Below are 16,463 nucleotides of genomic sequence, written 5' to 3'. Positions count from 1 at the left end.
CCGCATGCGGGCTGTTTTCACATCCAGCCATCGTTAATGGCTGAACATGCCGCTCCTGGCATACGGTTGCGCTAAACGCAGCCCGAGCGCAACGATGATCGCGCCCAGCAGGGGGAATAAGGCAGCCAGGGTAAACGTCAGCTGGCCGCCCAGATATTGCAGCGCAAAACCACCCAGCAAGCCGCCCAGCGCGCCGCCTATGCCATAGGCCACACTGTTATAGATGGCTTGCCCTTTGGCCTGGTGACGCCCGGTAAAGTATTGCGTGACTACCTCGACCGCAGCGGCATGAAAACTGCCAAAGGTGAACGCATGCATGGTTTGCGCCAGTAACAGCAGTGCCAGATGATCAGGCACCAGACCCATCATGGAAAAGCGGATCACGCCTATCAGCAGACTGGCGACCAGTATGGTTTTGAGTTTGAAACGCTTCATGATCCAGGGCATTTTCATAAAAATCCCTATCTCGCAGATCACGCCTAGCGCCCATAACCAGCCTATCATGCCTTTACTGTAGCCATGCTCGGCCAGATAGATAGAATAAAAGTTATACATCAGGCCATGCGCCGTCACCATCATGGCGCAGCCTACCAGCAGGGAGATCACTGCCGGTTGTTTCAGTATCTTCCACACCGAAAAACTGTCATTGGCATGCGGCGGCACGTGCGCTTCCGGCAGCTTCCAGGTCAGCCCGAACAACAGGCATTGCACCAGCAGGATAAACCACAACAGGCTGCGGATGCCAAACCAGTCGGTCAGATAGCCTAGCAGCACTGACGCCACGATAAACCCCCACGAACCCCATAAGCGTATCTTGCTGTAATGGCCGTTAGTGCTTGCCAGGTGCGCGAGGACCAGGGATTCTGATAACGGCAAAGTAGAACTGGTGAATAAACTCAGCGCTGCCATCACCATGAACATGGTCATAAAGTCATGTGCCCAGAAGATCGCTGCAAAGCCGAACAGGCCAAGAAAGGCCGTCATGCGTATCCAGCGTACGCGCTGGCGCGTGTGATCGGCCAGCCAGCCCCACAGGTTGGGCGCAATGATGCGGCTCAACTGGAACAGCGACATCAATATGCCGATATCGGCCGGGGAAAAAGACTCAGAGCTCAGGTACAAGCCCCAGTAAGGGACAAAAGCACCGACGAAAAAATAATAGATGAAATAGAAACGCGAGAGATTAAAGTGTAAAGCGTGACTCATGACATACCCGCGTTAAGAATGACGGTGACCGGCTTGCGTGCTGGCATATACAGGCCGCAGATGACGCAGACACAAGCCGCATAGATGGCGCTGACACAGCCGTTTAGTGGATGCGAACGCCAGGCAGCCTACAACCGGGGCACCGTGCTATGCACATCGGCGTTCTGCGCACGGTGACGCAAGGCATGGCCCATCAGCACCAGCGCCAGCATGGCCTCGACGATAGGGGTCGCACGTATGCCTACACAGGGGTCATGCCGGCCTGTGGTCTGCATCATCACCGGCTCACCGGCGTGATTGATAGAACGGCGCTCCTGCGGGATGCTGGAAGTAGGTTTAAAAGCCACATTGACCACGATATCCTGGCCGCTGGAAATGCCACCGAGCACGCCACCGGCGTGATTGGAGGCAAAGCCTTCCGGCGTGAGCTCATCACAATGTTCGCTTCCACGCTGGGCAATCGATTTGAAACCGGCACCTATCTCCACGCCTTTGACCGCATTGATGCCCATCATGGCATGTGCGATATCTGCATCCAGACGGTCAAAGATAGGTTCGCCCAGGCCTAGCGGGACCTGCTGCGCGACCACGGTGATCCTTGCGCCTACTGAGTCGCGCTCACTGCGGATCTGGTCCATATAGGCTTCCAGTTGCGGCAGTATCTGCAGATTGGGTGAGAAGAACGGGTTGCCTGGCTCGGAGATCGCCTCCCAGCTGACGAATGGCACTTCGATCTCGCCGAGCTGGCTCAGATAGCCACGGATCTGCAGGCCGAACTTTTGCAGCAGCCATTTTTTGGCGATGGCGCCGGCGGCGACGCGCACAGCGGTTTCACGCGCGCTGGAACGACCACCCCCGCGGTAATCGCGTATGCCGTATTTCTGGGTATACGTGTAATCGGCATGCCCGGGCCTGAAGGTATTCATGATCTTGCTGTAGTCCTGCGAGCGCTGGTCAGTATTGCGTATCAACAAGCCTATAGGTGCGCCTGTGGTTTTGCCTTCAAACACGCCAGACAATATTTCTACTTCATCGGCTTCGGCGCGTTGCGTCACATGGCGCGAGGTGCCCGGCTTACGCCTGTCCAGATCGATCTGCAGATCCGCCGCTGACAGCTCCAGGCCTGGCGGGCAGCCATCGACCACTCCGCCTATGGCCGGGCCATGCGACTCGCCAAACGAGGTCAGGGTGAACAGCGTACCAATGGTGTTGCCAGACATGCGATTCTTTCATTGAATAATTTGCCCTATTTTAGCATAGACTGGCTTACAGCCTGCCCCTGGCCTTGCCGCCTGTCCTGACTTGATTTCCACACAACGAACGCTTATGCTGGACCCGCACTGTTTATTCGGACAACCATGGCCAAACGCAAACACACCCACCGCAAACACCGTTTACTGGGCACTGCCAGCCCGGTGGCTGCGCCTGAAACCGACACCGTCGCTGAAACAACACCGGCCTGCATCCATAGCATCAGCTATAACGCCACCGAGATAGATTCCAGGCAACTGACCATGCACGATATCGTGGAATGGCAGGCGCCAGCAGCGCATACTTCGTGGATCAATGTGCACGGTGTGCTGGATATCGCCTTGCTGCAGGCGGTCGCCCGCCGCTTCAAGCTGCACCCGCTGGTGCTGGACGACATTTTAAATACCGAACAGCGGCCCAAGCTGGATACTTACCCGGATTATCTGTTTCTGGAAACACGGTTGTTTTATTACGATGCCGAAACCATGAGCGTCAGCTCTGAACAGATCAGCATGGCGCTGGGGCGTGAGTGGTTACTTACCTTCCAGGAAAGGCCTTCCGGCAGTTTTGAGCCGGTACGCGAACGCCTGCGACAAGGCCAGGCCCTGCTACGCCAGAGTGGCGCAGATTATTTATGCTATGCTTTGCTGGATAGCCTGATGGAACGTTATTTCCAGGTGCTGGAAGCCATCAATGAAGATGCCGAACGCCTGGAAACGCATTTGCTGGACCAGCCCAGCCCGGACGATCTGCAGAACATACATAGACTCAAGCATGTCACCATACAGTTACGCCGTGCGGTATGGCCTTTGCGCGAAGTACTCAATAGCCTGATCCGTAACGAGCATGGCTTTTTCAGCCCGCAAACGCTGCCTTACCTGCGAGACCTGTATGACCACACCGCGCATTTCACCGAATCGCTGGAGGCGATACGCGACATGCTGAGTGGCCTGATGGATATTTACATGACCAGCATCAGCCAGCGGGTGAACCTGGAAGTGCGGGCATTGACTGTGGTCGCCATGCTGTTTATGCCGGCCACCCTGATCGCCGGTATCTTCGGTATGAATTTCGACAAGATGCCATGGATACATGAGCTGTATGGCTTCTGGTGGGCCATACTGATCATGCTGGGGATAGCCTCAGTGATGCTGCTGATGTTCTGGCGCCGGCAATGGCTGGGCAACCGTCGCCACGAGCGTTGATCAGGCCATTGATGATGCCAGGCGCGGCAGCTGCTTGATCACATCCTGCAGCTCGAAATAAAGCGCCAGGTGATCACGTGCCCCCGGGCTGCTGGCATCATATTCAAACACATGCTGCCCCATGCGTCCGCATTCGGCGAGGGCGGCATGCTCACCTATCCGCGTCACCAGCACTTCGCTGCCAAACAGGCGGCGCATCTCCTGCTCCACTTCGGCAGTCATCTCCTTGCGTTTATCGGCGCGCGTGAGCAGGTAGCGGCGTTGCACGCGACGTTTCAATACCGGCTCCAGCGCATTCAGCGCCTTATCCATTTTCACCGCCGAATGTATGGATAAATAATCCGCCGACACCGGCACCAGCACCAGGTCACTGGCAAATACCGCACTCAGCGGGATCACCCCTATGCCAGGGAAACAATCCATAAACACCGCATAACCGGCATGTGTCTGATGCAGTTGCGCCAGGCCTGTAGCCAGCCGTTGCAAGGTGGCCGGGCCGCGACCAAACTGCGAATCCAGGTTCATCAGCTCTTTATTGGCCGCGATCAGTTGCAAGCCGTTACGCAGGGGCTGGATCAACTCGGCCAGAGGCGTGCCTGTCTGATAAAAGCGGAACAGATGCTTTTGCATATCCAGGCCGATATGCTTGAAAGTCTCGGTCAGCCGCGCCTGCGGGTCCATATCCAGCAGTAAAACCTGCTGGCGTTGACGTTGCCAGGCAGCCGCCAGATTGAGCGTGGTCGTCGTCGAACCGACATCGGCTTTATGATTATAAATAGCGATTTTCAGCATGATGTGTGTGCAGGATAGCGTTTTGAGAACCAGATGCTGTCAATGAATTGCCAGTCATCATAAACGATGTTGTTGCCAGACACTACCCCGCCGCTGCGGCAGCTTTGGGTATCTGAAACCAATAGGCAAAAAGAAACCCGCTATTGCGGGTTAAAAGGGGGTTTGGATCAGGAGGAAATCAATGCTAGTCGCTGATAAATCAAACAAAAGACAAATCAACCAAGCTAGCCATTAAACAAAACATTTTGTGCCCTGTTTAAAGATGACTCTAGTTTAGGAGAGAGTTATTGCAACAATTTGACCGAGCTGTAACTGAATTGTAAAAATCAAAATTTAATTGTTATTAAATTGTAACCAATTCAATTAAGCGCATCGTCCTGTCCATTAAGACTTAAGACCTGCAAACAGGCCCGCCAGCAAATGATAGCCTGGCAGGCATGTCAGTGCCAACTGCAAACAATCAGCTGAAAAAGTCGCGCGCCTTATCGACCCAGCTTTTGTTCTTGGGGCTGTGCTTGCCGGCATCTGCCTGCGTACTGCTTTCAAATTCGCGCAGCAATTCTTTCTGTTTCTCTGTCAGGCGTACTGGCGTCTCCACCACTACATGCACCATCAGATCACCATGCTCACTGGAGCGCAATGGCTTGATACCCTTGCCGCGCAGACGGAACACACTGCCAGTCTGAGTTTCAGCCGGGATCTTCATTTTGGCAGCCCCATCCAGAGTAGGCACTTCGATCTCGCCACCTAATGCCGCCGCGCTAAAGCTGATAGGCATTTCGCAATGCAGGTTAGCGCCTTCGCGCTGGAAGATCGCGTGTTCTTTCAAGTGGACCACCACGTATAAATCGCCGGTTGGTCCCCCGTTCACGCCTGCTTCGCCTTCGCCGCTTAAACGGATGCGGTCACCTTCATCTACACCGGCCGGGATCTTGACATTCAGGGTCTTGTTTTGCTTGATGCGACCACCACCATGACAGGTAGGGCAAGGTTCTTTCACCATTTTGCCGCTGCCATGACATTTAGGGCAGGTTTGCTGGACCGAGAAAAAGCCCTGCTGCATACGCACCTGGCCGTGGCCGTTACAGGTGGTACAGGTGACAGGGGAAGTCCCCGGACGTGCGCCTGAACCATGACAGGTCTCGCAATTGGCCTGCACCGGGATGCGTATCTTGGTTTCAGTGCCTTTGGCGGCATCTTCCAGGGAGATTTCCAGGTTGTAACGCAGATCGGCACCGCGGTAGACATTGGAGCGCTGGTTACGACCACCACCGGCGCCACCAAAGATATCGCCGAAAATATCGCCGAATGCATCGCTGAAGTTGCCGGAATTAAAGCCGCTGAATCCGCCACCACCCATGCTCTGGTCTACACCCGCATGACCATACTGGTCATAGGCCGCACGTTTTTGCTCGTCGCTTAATATTTCGTAAGCTTCTTTGGCTTCCTTAAAGCTTTCTTCTGCTTTAGGGTTATCCGGGTTGCGGTCAGGGTGAAATTTCATTGCCAGTTTCTTAAAGGATTTTTTAATCTCCTCGTCACCAGCGTCGCGGTTCACACCCAACACTTCATAGTAATCTTTTTTTGCGGCTGCCATAGTTATTCCGTTTTAATGCGCTTGCGCCAATATGAACAAACACACCCGCGATCAGCGTAGTGTGTTTGCCGGCATCATAAACAAGGGCGGGTAGCTACACCCGCCCCTTTTTAAGGTTAGTCTTTTTTCACTTCTTCGAACTCGGCATCTACCACATCGCCTTCCACAGTTTTCTCATCCTGTGGTTGTGCGCCTTCGGTATCGGCCTGCGCCTGCTGCTCAGCGTAGACTTTTTCGCCCAGTTTTTGTGAAGCTTCCATCAGTGCATTGGTTTTGGCTTCTATCACTTCTTTGTCATCGCCATCTTTGGCGATCGCTTCCAGTTCCTTGATCGCGTCTTCGATCTTGGCTTTTTCATCGGCATCTATCTTGTCGCCATGTTCAGCCAGTGATTTCTTCACGCTATGCAATACGCTGTCAGCCTGGTTACGGGCGTCGACCAGTTCACGCAATTTTTTGTCTTCATCAGCGTATTTAGCGGCATCTTCTTCCATGCGCTGAATCTCTTCTTCAGACAAACCAGAGTTGGCCTTGATAGTGATCTTGTTCTCTTTGCCGGTGGCCTTGTCTTTGGCAGACACATGCAAAATACCGTTGGCATCGATATCAAACGTCACTTCAATCTGCGGCATGCCGCGTGGTGACGGTGGAATATCGCTCAGGTTGAACTGACCCAGGCTCTTGTTACCGGCAGCCATTTCACGCTCACCTTGCAACACATGAATTGTGACTGCATTCTGGTTGTCTTCCGCTGTAGAGAACACTTGCGAAGCCTTGGTAGGGATAGTGGTGTTCTTCTTGATCAGCTTGGTCATCACGCTGCCCAGGGTCTCGATACCCAGGGATAATGGCGACACGTCCAGCAACAATACGTCTTTAACGTCGCCTTTCAGCACGCCACCCTGGATCGCAGCACCGACGGCGACCGCTTCATCCGGGTTCACGTCTTTACGCGGTTCCTTGCCAAAAATCTCTTTAACCTGCTCTTGCACTTTTGGCATGCGGCTCTGACCACCGACCAAAATCACGTCTGCAATATCCGCAGGTGATACGCCAGCATCTTTCAAGGCGGTACGGCATGGCGCAATGGTGCGCTCTATCAGGTCTTCGACCAATGATTCCAGTTTGGCACGCGTGATCTTGACCACCAAGTGTTTAGGGCCGGTCGCATCTGCCGTGATGTAAGGCAGGTTGACTTCGGTTTGCTGCGCGCCAGACAGTTCGATCTTGGCTTTTTCAGCCGCTTCTTTCAGGCGTTGCTTGGCCAGCAAGTCGTTGCGCAGATCAAGGCCATTCTCTTTTTTGAACTCATCCGCCAGAAAGTCGATGATGCGGTTATCAAAGTCTTCACCACCAAGGAAAGTGTCACCGTTGGTAGACAATACTTCGAACTGGTGCTCGCCATCGATCTCAGTGATCTCGATGATAGACACATCGAACGTACCACCACCCAAGTCGTATACTGCGATCTTGCGGTCACCTTCCTGCTTGTCCAGGCCAAAAGCCAGCGCAGCAGCGGTTGGTTCGTTGATGATACGTTTCACGTCCAGACCGGCGATACGGCCGGCATCTTTGGTCGCCTGGCGCTGGCTATCGTTAAAGTAAGCCGGCACCGTGATCACAGCTTCTGTCACTTCTTCGCCCAGGTAATCTTCGGCGGTCTTCTTCATTTTGCGCAAGACTTCGGCCGAGATCTGTGGTGGCGCCTGTTTTTTGTCGCGCACTTCTACCCAGGCATCACCGTTATCTGCTTTGCTGATGGTATAAGGCATCAGATCGATGTCTTTTTGCACTTCTTTTTCGTCAAAACGGCGGCCGATCAGGCGCTTTACCGCAAACAAGGTATTTTTCGGGTTGGTCACCGCCTGGCGCTTGGCTGGGGCACCGACCAGGATCTCGCCGTCTTCCTGATAAGCGATGATAGATGGCGTAGTACGCGCACCTTCAGCGTTCTCGATCACACGTGGCTTGCCACCTTCCATCACGGCGACACACGAGTTGGTGGTCCCCAAGTCAATACCGATAATTTTTCCCATATTTCGCTTCCTTAAATTTTGTGAATCACACTAAGTTGTTAATTGATCAAACTATGATGTGATAATTGGGATGCCTGAACAGATTTCAAGCCCCTGTTTATAATGTGGATTATTTTGCCTGTATCACAGTGACCAGCGCCGGGCGCAAGACACGTTCGTTCAGTGCATAGCCTTTTTGCAGCACGCTGAGGACAGTATTAGGTTCGCCATCTGCGGGCACCATGCTGATCGCCTGGTGTTTGTTCGGGTCGAACTTCTCACCCAGCGGATTGATTTCGGCAATATTGAATTTCTCAAATACACCCAGCAACTGCTTGGCCGTCAATTCGACGCCGTTCTTGTAGCTGGCGACATCCGCATTTTCCACGGCTAATGCCGCATCCAGGCTGTCTTTCACTGCCAGCAACTCGCCACTGAATTTCTCCAGCGCAAACTTGCGTGCCTTATCAATATCATCCAGCGCGCGGCGACGTACGTTCTCGCCTTCTGCTTTCACGTATAGCACTTGTGCTTTGGCTTCTTCCAGTGCCACTTCCAGGGCAGCGATACGTGCCTCATGGTTGTCAGCGGACTGCTCTGTATGCACTTCATTGACAGCTGCTTCGTTAGCCGCCGTGTCTACGGATGTTTGCGGATCTTGCATGTTACTCCCCTATGAATTCAAGACTTTTCATTTGACGATTCCACACACATGGGGATGACCCTACTGATTTCAAGGGCAAATAGATGATTTCGCAAAAATTGCTAACGGCAGATCAGGTCTTGTGGTGTGGATCAGCAGTCGTGACCTCGGTCACCGCTGCCATGACGGCTGCGATATCAGGTATCTGCTGCTGGCCGCCCAGATTGATCGCCGCCGCCTGGCGCCCGCCAGCCACGCCGGTCAGGCCGGGGTCAGTATCGGTATATAAAGCCACCACCGGCACATCCAGTGCTGCGGCAAAGTGCGAAAGCCCGGTGTCCACCCCCACCGCGAATCGCGCCTGCGGGATCACGGTCGCCAATTGCTGCAAACTCAGCTTAGGCAACACCAGCGCTTGCGGCACGTGCAGGGCGATGCGCTCGGCGCGATTTTTTTCAGCCGCAGACGCCCACGGCAGGCACATGGTCCAGCCCTGTGCTGCATAATGCCGCCCCAGGGCTATCCAGTGCTGTTCCGGCCATAACTTACTGTCGCGGCTGGTGGCATGCAGGGCGATCCACGCTGGCGGCGGCAAGATGAGCGTGGTGGTCAGCGCACTGGCCGGCTGCACACGCAGGCCATAATCCGGCAGATCCTGCGGTACGGCATAGCCCAGACTGAGCGCCACCAGCGTACGGATACGCGTGACCGCATGCTGCTGGTACGAGATGGCGTAGCGGTGCTGATAAAAGCGGCTAGCCCATGGTTCGCGTATAGAAAGTGCATCATAACCATGGTGCGGGCCGCGCGCCCAACCGGCGATCCAGGCGCTTTTCACCAGCCCCTGCACATCGATCACCGCATCGTAGAGGGGGGCCGCCAATGCACGCTTGACCTGCCTGACCTGTTGCCAGGTGCGGCAGCGGAACAACTGTTTGCGCCAGCGGCGAATGGCGACAGTAAACACCTGCTGCACCTGCGGATGCAGGCGGGGAATATCGGCAAAACCCTCTTCGACCAGCCAGTCTATCCTGGCGTCAGGATAGTGCTGCAAAATATCCTGTACAGCTGGCAGGGCGTGAATCACATCGCCCATAGAAGTGGTTTTGACCATCAGAATCCGTTTCATGGCCGCTATTTTCGCATACAATCTAGCCCATGAAGTTTGCTTTTCTGATATTCAAATATTTCCCATATGGCGGTGTACAGCGTGACATGCTGCGTATCGCCCAGGACTGTGCTGCACTGGGTCACCAGGTGACTATCTTCACCGGGGAGTGGCAAGGCCCGCAGCCCGCTGACGTCCAGGTGCGCCTGTGTGCTGGCAGTGGCTGGCGCAACCACACCAGGCATGCCAGCCTGATCAGCGCCATGCAGCAGGCGGTGCGCGGCGAACGCTACGACCTGGTGGTGGGTTTTAACCGCATGCAACCGATAGATGTCTACTTTGCCGCGGACTCCTGCTTTATTGCCAAAGCGCATGAGGAGCGGCCGTGGTGGTATAGACTGACCAGCCGCTACCGCTGGTTCCAGCAGGCAGAAGCCTCGATTTTCTCGCCGGCCAGCCATACGCATATATTGACGTTGACGGCACAGGAACAAGCCACTTTCCAGCACTGGTACCAGACACCGGCTGCGCGCTTTCACCTGATCCCGCCTATCCTGGACCCGCAGCGGTTTCCGGCATTTGAGCGCGCACAAGCAAAACAATGGCTGGCAGCGACCTTTGGTATCCAGCCCGAGCATACGGCATTGCTGCTGGTGGGTTCCGGCTTTAAAACCAAGGGTGCCGACCGCGCGGTCACCGCGATCGCCGCTTTGCCTGAGCCGGTCAGAAAAGACGTGCGCATGCTGATCATAGGCCAGGATAATCCGCGCTGGTTACAGCAGCATATCCAGGCGCAGGGCCTAAGCCAGCAGGTACAAGTGCTGGGCGGACGCGATGATATCCCGCAACTGATGCAAGCCTGTGACTGGCTGGTGCATCCGGCCAGGCGAGAACTGGCAGGCCATGTATTACTGGAAGCCATGGCCTGCGGCTTGCCGGTCATCACCACTGAGGTATGCGGCTATGCGCCACATATCGCTAAAGCCGCTGCCGGCATCGTGCTTGCCAGCCCGTTCGATCAGGGCGCGCTCGACCAGGCACTGGCGACGGCGCTGTCCTCGCCACGGGAACGATTCAGCCAGGCGGGACTCAGTTATGCTGCACAGTTGATGCGCGATAATCCAGGAAAGGCAGAAGCTCACATACTCACGCAGTTAGCTTCGGAAACCACTTTGCATACACAACAACAAGCAACCCAGTTGCAAGGCAGCCAGCTCTGGCTGTCACCCAGGCACGCGCCGGCATTGCAGGCCTATTCTTTTGAAGATTTTATGGCCTTGCAGGGCTACACCGTGCGCGCGGCGGCCAACCGCAAGACCATGCGTATCAATATCGCCGGGCACTCCTATTTCATCAAGCAGCATGAGGCCACCGGCTGGCGCGAGATCGCCAAGAACTGGCTCAGTTTCAAACGCCCTATCATAGGCGCGATGACTGAAGTGCGTGCCATCCAGGAGCTGGAAAACATAGGCATTGCAACTACGCCTATCGCCGCCTGGGGCATACAGGGTAAGTGTGCTGCCAGCCAGAGCTCATTCTTGCTGACTGAAGATCTCGGTGACATACACTCACTGGAAGATATCTGCAAAGACTGGCAATCACGGCCGGCCACCGCAGAAACGCGGCAGGCGATGTTGATCGCCGTGGCTAAACTGGCGAAAAAATTTCATGCGGCAGGCCTGTGCCACAGGGACTTTTATCTATGCCATATCGCCCTGCAGAAATCTGCGCCGCTGACGCCGGACAGCGAGTTCTATCTGCTGGATCTGCACCGCGTATTGCAAGGCGTTTCGCCGCATGGCACCGCCGTGCGCAAAGACATTGCCGGACTGATCTTCTCCTGCATGGATTTCGGTTTTAGCCGGCAAGACTGGCAGGTATTCCAAGCCCATTACTTGCCACAGACTGACGAGTTCTGGGCGCTGGCCTTCAAGCGCGCCGAACGTTTGCACGCCAAATTCCATAGCCCGAAACAACAGAGCAAATATCAACAGCAGCGGGATGCTACCGACTTGTAGCGTTGTTGGCCGGTAAAGTGACAGGCAGCCGCGCGTGGCGGCTTATTTGGCAGAGCCTGGCGCGGCGCGGCCAGGCATAAAAGGGATATTGCGTAACTTGTCGGCAGCCGCTTTGCTATCTTCACTGCGTTTCAAGGCATAGGCTTTGGCTTGCTCAAGCAAGGGCGCCGACGGCAGGTTGGGGTCATCCGGCAGCGAAGACAGCCTTTCAAAACTTTCTTCGTAGGTAGTGGCGACTTGCTGATCGATCTGGGTCGCCATCTCGTCAAAACTGACCGTACCCTCGCGCCCCTCCAGCATGATGGCATTCCATTTACGGTTGGCCTGCTGATCTATCAGGGTGAATCTTTGTACCTGTTTGCGGATCGCCTGCTCTTCATGCCAGCGGTATTTGGGTTCAGGCAAATGGCCGAGCAGGATGGCGATGCCCAGCAGCCAGCTGATACCACTGATAAGACGCCAGCGTTGCAGATGCTTATGCCGGGTGGCAGTGGCCGGCAAGCACAGCACGGCAAACACGGCGCCGGTCACAAAACCGCCGATATGCGCAGAATTATCTATGCCGGGGATAATAAAGCCCATGCCTATGGTCAGGGCTGAAAAGGCCAGCGCGCCCCAGAACAGCCAGCGGAACTCCAGCTGTTGCATCTGGTGCCTGGTGTACCAGACGTAAACCAGCAGGGCGCCATAAATGCCAAAAATCGCGCCCGAAGCACCGCCAGACACGGCCTGGTTACCCTGTATCACCAGTGACAACAGGTTACCGGCAATGCCGCTTATGATATAAATACCCAGAAAACGGGCGGCACCGAACATGCGTTCTACCAGTTTGCCGCCATCCCATAGCGCCAGCATATTCATACCCAGGTGCAATGCACCAAAATGCAGGAACATGGCGCTAGCCAGCCGCCACCACTGCCCGTCTGCAGTCGCCGGTGCAAAGTTGGCGCCCCAGGTCAGTTGCACATTATTCGGCGAATGCCAGAAACCGGCACCACCCCACAACATGAGCACAAACACCAGCAGGTTAAGTGTGATCAACAGCCTGGTGACCGGCGGCACAGCCGCACGCAAGCCGATCTGGCTTAGCGGTGCTTGCTGCTGTGGTGGCTGTGCGGTCATTTAAGCGGGTCGTCCTTGATAGGGCAGGTGCAACAGCGGCGGTTGTTGCAGCCAGTCTGTCAGTGTTTGCAGGTTTTCGTCCTGCATGGCCATGTGCGGATCGATCTGGTTAGCCACCCAGCCACAGCAGGCGATCTGCCGCTGCTGTAACAGCTGTGCAGTCAGCAAGGCATGATTGATACAACCCAGCCGCATGCCCACCACGACCAGTGCCGGTATCAGCAGTGCCTGCACCAGGTCGGCAATGCTGTGTGTGGCATTCAGCGGCACCAGCAGACCGCCCGCGCCTTCGACGATCACCACGTCGGCCATGCCGGACAATGCCGCAAAAGCAGACTGGATCACATCCAGCCGGATCTCGACGCCAGCTGCTATCGCTGCCAGGTGCGGCGCGATGGCTGGTTGAAAACAATAGGGGTTCACCAGTTCCGGCGGGGCCTGCACGTTAGACGCAGCGGTCAGCCGCATCACATCTTCGTTTTGCCAGCGGCCATCCAGCCACTCGCAGCCGGAAGCGACCGGCTTCATACCCACCACTTTTAAGCCTTGGGCGACAAATTGCTGTATCAGGTGCTCAGTCACTGTGGTCTTGCCGACGCCGGTATCGGTGCCGGTGACAAACAAATGGCGTGGCAGGCTGGCGGTGTCCATTTATACTCCTGCGCCTGCCTTGCGCGGCATCAACTGGACAGGGCTGGTACCGGGCGCGGTATATGGCTGGCTACTGGTCCAGGCATGCACGAATACCACTTCATAGGTCGCCGGCAATTTGCCCTGCTGGCGAAAGCCTTCGTACCCCTGGCGCAGCTTTTGCAAAAAACCTTTTCCGGTCAGGCCTTTGGGCCGGCCGGCAGTGGCATTGTGCGCGCCTATGGCTTTCAGGTCGCGCATCACCGATTCAACGCTATCGTATGTCAGGGTGTAATGCATCACGTCCAGCACCGGGGCATTGAACCCGGCGCGGGTCATGGCATCGCCAATGTCGTGCATATCGATAAAACGGCTGACATGGGTATGTTCTGCACCAGAAGCAGCGCGCAACTCTTTCAAGGTATCCGGCCCCAGGGTGGCAAACATCAGCAAGCCATCCGGGCGCAGTACACGGCGGAATTCCTGCAGGGCGGCATCCAAATCATTGCACCATTGCATGGCCAGGTTAGACCACACCATATCGACGCTGCCAGTGGCCAACGGTATAGATTCGATATCGGCACACACGAAGCGCGGCGATGACTGCCAGAACCGATACCAGGGGAACAAGGCACGGCTGCGTGACAGCATGCCTTCGGCGATATCCAGTGCGATACCCTGCGCAGCGCGATAGTGCCCGAGCAAGGCATTCAGGCCATGGCCGGTGCCGCATCCGGCATCCAGTATCACTTTGGGCTGCAACTTGACCACATCCAGCCGGCTGAGCATCTCTTCACGCACCTGGCGCTGCAAGATGGCGGCGGCATCATAGTGTTTTGCCGCCCTATGGAACGACTGCCGCATGCGCGACTTGTCTATTGAGTATTCATCCTGCATTCAACTCTCCGCGACAGTGCGCACGGCAAACTCGTCGGCCATAAAGGTCTCTACCGTTTCGCAGAAAGCATCCGCATGCGACAGGAAAGGGGCATGCGCCGCACCGGCGATCACCCGCAATTTTGCGCGTTGCAAATGCATGGCCAGCCAATGCGCGGCACTCACGGGTGCCAGGGTGTCACGGTCACCGTGTATGATCAGGGTGGGCTGATACAAGCGGCTGATCTCTTCGCGCAGATCGGTCTGCAACAGGATATCCAGCGCCTGGTTCAGGCTCTCTTGCGTAGGTGTCGGCTTGGCAGCAAACGCGACGCGCAGCTGACGTACCGTGCTGCGGGTATCTTTGGCATGCATGCATTGCAGGGTGAGAAAATTGAGCAGAGTCGCCTGAAAGTCTTTTTCAAAACGCTCGTTGAATTGCTGAAAATGCCTGGCTGCTATACCGTGCGGCCAATCCGGCTTGCTGACAAAACTCGGGTTGGTGCCCACAAGAATGAGTTTTTCTACCCGGTCCGGCTGATTCAATGCGATCTGTTGCGCGATCAGGCCACCCAGCGACCAGCCCAGTATGGTGGACACACCAGGGATCTCTTCTGCCACGGTCTCAGCCAGGCTGTATAAATGGTAGGGGTTGACCGGGCGGCTTTGCCCCATGCCTGGCAGGTCGACCAGGAATAAGCGGTAATTGGCAGAAAGCCGTTTGGTGATGCGCTCCCAGACGGCGCTATTCATACCCCAGCCGTGCAACAGCACCAGCGGCTTGCCTTGGCCCATGATCTCTATAAAGCAACTCATGCTGTTTCCCTGGCTGGTGGAATCTCACGCTCGGCAGCCTGCAAGGCTGCGATCAAGGCACGCACGTCCTGTTCGCTATGGGTGGCAGAGAGTGAGATGCGTAATCGTGCGGTATTCACAGGCACAGTCGGCGGACGGATGGCAGGCACCAGTATGCCGCGCTCCTGCAGGTACTGGCTGAGCGCAAGTGCTTCAAAATTGTCGCCGACCACCAGTGGCTGTATCGCCGTTTCTGAAGGCAGCAAATGCCAGCGTGTCAGTGACAACTCGCTTTGCAGCAAGCCTATCATGGCAAACAATTGCTGCCTGCGCGCATCGCCGTGCTCTATCTCATGCACCGAGGCCAGTAACGCTGCCGATAACGGCGGCGGTGCCGGCGTGGTGTAAATATAGCTGTTGGCATGCTGGATCAGATAATCGATCACCACCTGCTCACCGGCAACAAACGCGCCGGCGACCCCGGCGGCTTTGCCCAGGGTACCCATCATGATCAGGCGCGGCGATTTCAAGCCCAGATGCTGCAAAGTGCCGCGGCCCTGCGGGCCCAGCACGCCAAAACCATGCGCATCATCTACATAAAGGTAGGCATCGTAACGTTCGCACAGTGCCAGGTAGGCGGCCAGCGGCGCGATATCGCCATCCATGCTGAACACGGCATCGGCAGTGATCAGTTTGTGGCGGGCGCTGCTGGCTTGCAGCAGCTTTTCCAGCGCGGCGACATCATTGTGCGCAAAGCGGTGATGCGTGGCGCGTGAAAGAAAAGCGCCATCGTTGAGGCAGGCATGGTTCAGCTTGTCGGAAAACACCGCATCGTCGCGCCCCATCAGGGCGCTGATGACACCGATATTCGCCATATAGCCGGTAGAAAACAGCAAGGCCGCAGGCTGACGCACCAGTGCGGCCAGCGCGTGTTCCAGCTGGTCGTGGTATCGGTGATGGCCGGTGATCAGGTTAGAGGCACCACTGCCTACGCCAGCCTCAGACGCCGCGTGTTGCAATGCGGCCACCAGCGCAGGGTCATTGGCCAGCCCCAGGTAATCGTTGCTGCAAAATGACAAGAACCGCTGACCATTGGCGGTGATATGTTCAGCCTGCGGCGAATCCAGTAAGCGGCGTTGCCGCGTCAGGCCTAGTGTTTTACGCTTTTCCAGGTCAGCGTGCAGAAAGTCCAGCATGTGCGGCCA

The 16,463-nt window shown here is 56.0% G+C and carries 14 protein-coding genes; 2 read left to right on the top strand and 12 right to left on the bottom strand.

Translation table 11 applies throughout. The annotated features are described in order from the left end of the window. Positions 1 to 33: 33 nt before the first annotated feature. Positions 34 to 1,206 carry an MFS transporter gene (locus ACT6RZ_RS06975; protein WP_444701408.1) on the bottom strand — a complete coding sequence of 391 codons (1,173 nt, stop codon included), beginning with the start codon at positions 1,204 to 1,206 and terminating at the stop codon, positions 34 to 36. A gap of 128 nt (positions 1,207 to 1,334) precedes the next feature. Then, positions 1,335 to 2,426 (bottom strand): chorismate synthase, encoded by a 1,092-nt coding sequence (gene aroC / locus ACT6RZ_RS06970; protein WP_444701407.1) that lies wholly within the window; start codon positions 2,424 to 2,426, stop codon positions 1,335 to 1,337. Between the two features lie 138 nt (positions 2,427 to 2,564). Here aroC and corA point away from each other — a divergent pair, with 138 nt between their 5' ends. Then, complete coding sequence (gene corA / locus ACT6RZ_RS06965) at positions 2,565 to 3,662, top strand: magnesium/cobalt transporter CorA (protein WP_444701406.1); 1,098 nt, start codon at positions 2,565 to 2,567, stop codon at positions 3,660 to 3,662. On the opposite strand, the gene ACT6RZ_RS06960 is transcribed toward corA, so the two are convergent. The 5 genes from ACT6RZ_RS06960 to waaC form a co-directional block, all read right to left on the bottom strand. Then, the gene (locus ACT6RZ_RS06960) at positions 3,663 to 4,454 is read right to left on the bottom strand and encodes a ParA family protein (protein WP_444701405.1); all 792 of its coding nucleotides are present in this window, start codon (positions 4,452 to 4,454) and stop codon (positions 3,663 to 3,665) included. A 460-nt stretch (positions 4,455 to 4,914) separates the two neighbouring features. Continuing rightward, the gene (gene dnaJ, locus ACT6RZ_RS06955; protein WP_444701404.1) at positions 4,915 to 6,051 is read right to left on the bottom strand and encodes a molecular chaperone DnaJ; all 1,137 of its coding nucleotides are present in this window, start codon (positions 6,049 to 6,051) and stop codon (positions 4,915 to 4,917) included. A 116-nt stretch (positions 6,052 to 6,167) separates the two neighbouring features. Next, positions 6,168 to 8,087 carry a molecular chaperone DnaK gene (gene dnaK / locus ACT6RZ_RS06950; RefSeq protein WP_444701403.1) on the bottom strand — a complete coding sequence of 640 codons (1,920 nt, stop codon included), beginning with the start codon at positions 8,085 to 8,087 and terminating at the stop codon, positions 6,168 to 6,170. A gap of 109 nt (positions 8,088 to 8,196) precedes the next feature. Beyond that, entirely contained in the window at positions 8,197 to 8,730 is a 534-nt protein-coding gene (gene grpE / locus ACT6RZ_RS06945; protein ID WP_444701402.1) for a nucleotide exchange factor GrpE, read from the bottom strand. Positions 8,731 to 8,842: 112 nt separating this feature from the next. Further along, a complete protein-coding gene (waaC, locus tag ACT6RZ_RS06940) occupies positions 8,843 to 9,838 on the bottom strand; it encodes a lipopolysaccharide heptosyltransferase I (RefSeq protein ID WP_444701401.1) in 996 nt (331 codons plus the stop codon). Positions 9,839 to 9,867: 29 nt separating this feature from the next. Here waaC and rfaP point away from each other — a divergent pair, with 29 nt between their 5' ends. Beyond that, positions 9,868 to 11,835 (top strand): lipopolysaccharide core heptose(I) kinase RfaP, encoded by a 1,968-nt coding sequence (rfaP, locus tag ACT6RZ_RS06935; protein WP_444701400.1) that lies wholly within the window; start codon positions 9,868 to 9,870, stop codon positions 11,833 to 11,835. 42 nt (positions 11,836 to 11,877) lie between these two features. On the opposite strand, the gene ACT6RZ_RS06930 is transcribed toward rfaP, so the two are convergent. Genes ACT6RZ_RS06930 through bioF form a run of 5 tightly spaced genes read right to left on the bottom strand, consistent with a single transcriptional unit; the run spans position 11,878 to position 16,454 of the window. Then, positions 11,878 to 12,957 carry a rhomboid family intramembrane serine protease gene (locus tag ACT6RZ_RS06930; RefSeq protein WP_444701399.1) on the bottom strand — a complete coding sequence of 360 codons (1,080 nt, stop codon included), beginning with the start codon at positions 12,955 to 12,957 and terminating at the stop codon, positions 11,878 to 11,880. Further along, entirely contained in the window at positions 12,958 to 13,608 is a 651-nt protein-coding gene (gene bioD, locus ACT6RZ_RS06925) for a dethiobiotin synthase (RefSeq protein ID WP_444701398.1), read from the bottom strand. Continuing rightward, on the bottom strand, positions 13,609 to 14,484 hold the full coding sequence (gene bioC, locus ACT6RZ_RS06920) for a malonyl-ACP O-methyltransferase BioC (RefSeq protein WP_444701397.1): 876 nt from the start codon (positions 14,482 to 14,484) through the stop codon (positions 13,609 to 13,611). It lies immediately after the preceding gene. Beyond that, on the bottom strand, positions 14,485 to 15,279 hold the full coding sequence (gene bioH / locus ACT6RZ_RS06915; protein WP_444701396.1) for a pimeloyl-ACP methyl ester esterase BioH: 795 nt from the start codon (positions 15,277 to 15,279) through the stop codon (positions 14,485 to 14,487). Beyond that, entirely contained in the window at positions 15,276 to 16,454 is a 1,179-nt protein-coding gene (bioF, locus tag ACT6RZ_RS06910) for an 8-amino-7-oxononanoate synthase (protein ID WP_444701395.1), read from the bottom strand. Before bioF ends, bioH begins: the two co-directional genes overlap by 4 nt. Positions 16,455 to 16,463 lie beyond the last annotated feature (9 nt).

It is taken from the genome of Methylophilus sp. (assembly GCF_052437885.1).
In the GTDB taxonomy this organism is placed as follows: domain Bacteria; phylum Pseudomonadota; class Gammaproteobacteria; order Burkholderiales; family Methylophilaceae; genus Methylophilus.
Note: the sequence above shows the minus strand (reverse complement) of the source record. Positions and strands in the feature narration are given on the sequence as shown.

Excerpts from the sequence above, each read along its gene's own strand:
- ACT6RZ_RS06930 (WP_444701399.1), bottom strand. The coding sequence starts at position 12,957 with ATGACCGCACAGCCACCACAGCAGCAAGCACCGCTAAGCCAGATCGGC.
- dnaJ (WP_444701404.1), bottom strand. The coding sequence starts at position 6,051 with ATGGCAGCCGCAAAAAAAGATTACTATGAAGTGTTGGGTGTGAACCGC.
- bioH (WP_444701396.1), bottom strand. The coding sequence starts at position 15,279 with ATGAGTTGCTTTATAGAGATCATGGGCCAAGGCAAGCCGCTGGTGCTG.
- dnaK (WP_444701403.1), bottom strand. The coding sequence starts at position 8,087 with ATGGGAAAAATTATCGGTATTGACTTGGGGACCACCAACTCGTGTGTC.
- bioC (WP_444701397.1), bottom strand. The coding sequence starts at position 14,484 with ATGCAGGATGAATACTCAATAGACAAGTCGCGCATGCGGCAGTCGTTC.
- aroC (WP_444701407.1), bottom strand. The coding sequence starts at position 2,426 with ATGTCTGGCAACACCATTGGTACGCTGTTCACCCTGACCTCGTTTGGC.
- grpE (WP_444701402.1), bottom strand. The coding sequence starts at position 8,730 with ATGCAAGATCCGCAAACATCCGTAGACACGGCGGCTAACGAAGCAGCT.
- bioF (WP_444701395.1), bottom strand. The coding sequence starts at position 16,454 with ATGCTGGACTTTCTGCACGCTGACCTGGAAAAGCGTAAAACACTAGGC.
- waaC (WP_444701401.1), bottom strand. The coding sequence starts at position 9,838 with ATGAAACGGATTCTGATGGTCAAAACCACTTCTATGGGCGATGTGATT.
- ACT6RZ_RS06975 (WP_444701408.1), bottom strand. The coding sequence starts at position 1,206 with ATGAGTCACGCTTTACACTTTAATCTCTCGCGTTTCTATTTCATCTAT.
- bioD (WP_444701398.1), bottom strand. The coding sequence starts at position 13,608 with ATGGACACCGCCAGCCTGCCACGCCATTTGTTTGTCACCGGCACCGAT.
- ACT6RZ_RS06960 (WP_444701405.1), bottom strand. The coding sequence starts at position 4,454 with ATGCTGAAAATCGCTATTTATAATCATAAAGCCGATGTCGGTTCGACG.
- rfaP (WP_444701400.1), top strand. The coding sequence starts at position 9,868 with ATGAAGTTTGCTTTTCTGATATTCAAATATTTCCCATATGGCGGTGTA.
- corA (WP_444701406.1), top strand. The coding sequence starts at position 2,565 with ATGGCCAAACGCAAACACACCCACCGCAAACACCGTTTACTGGGCACT.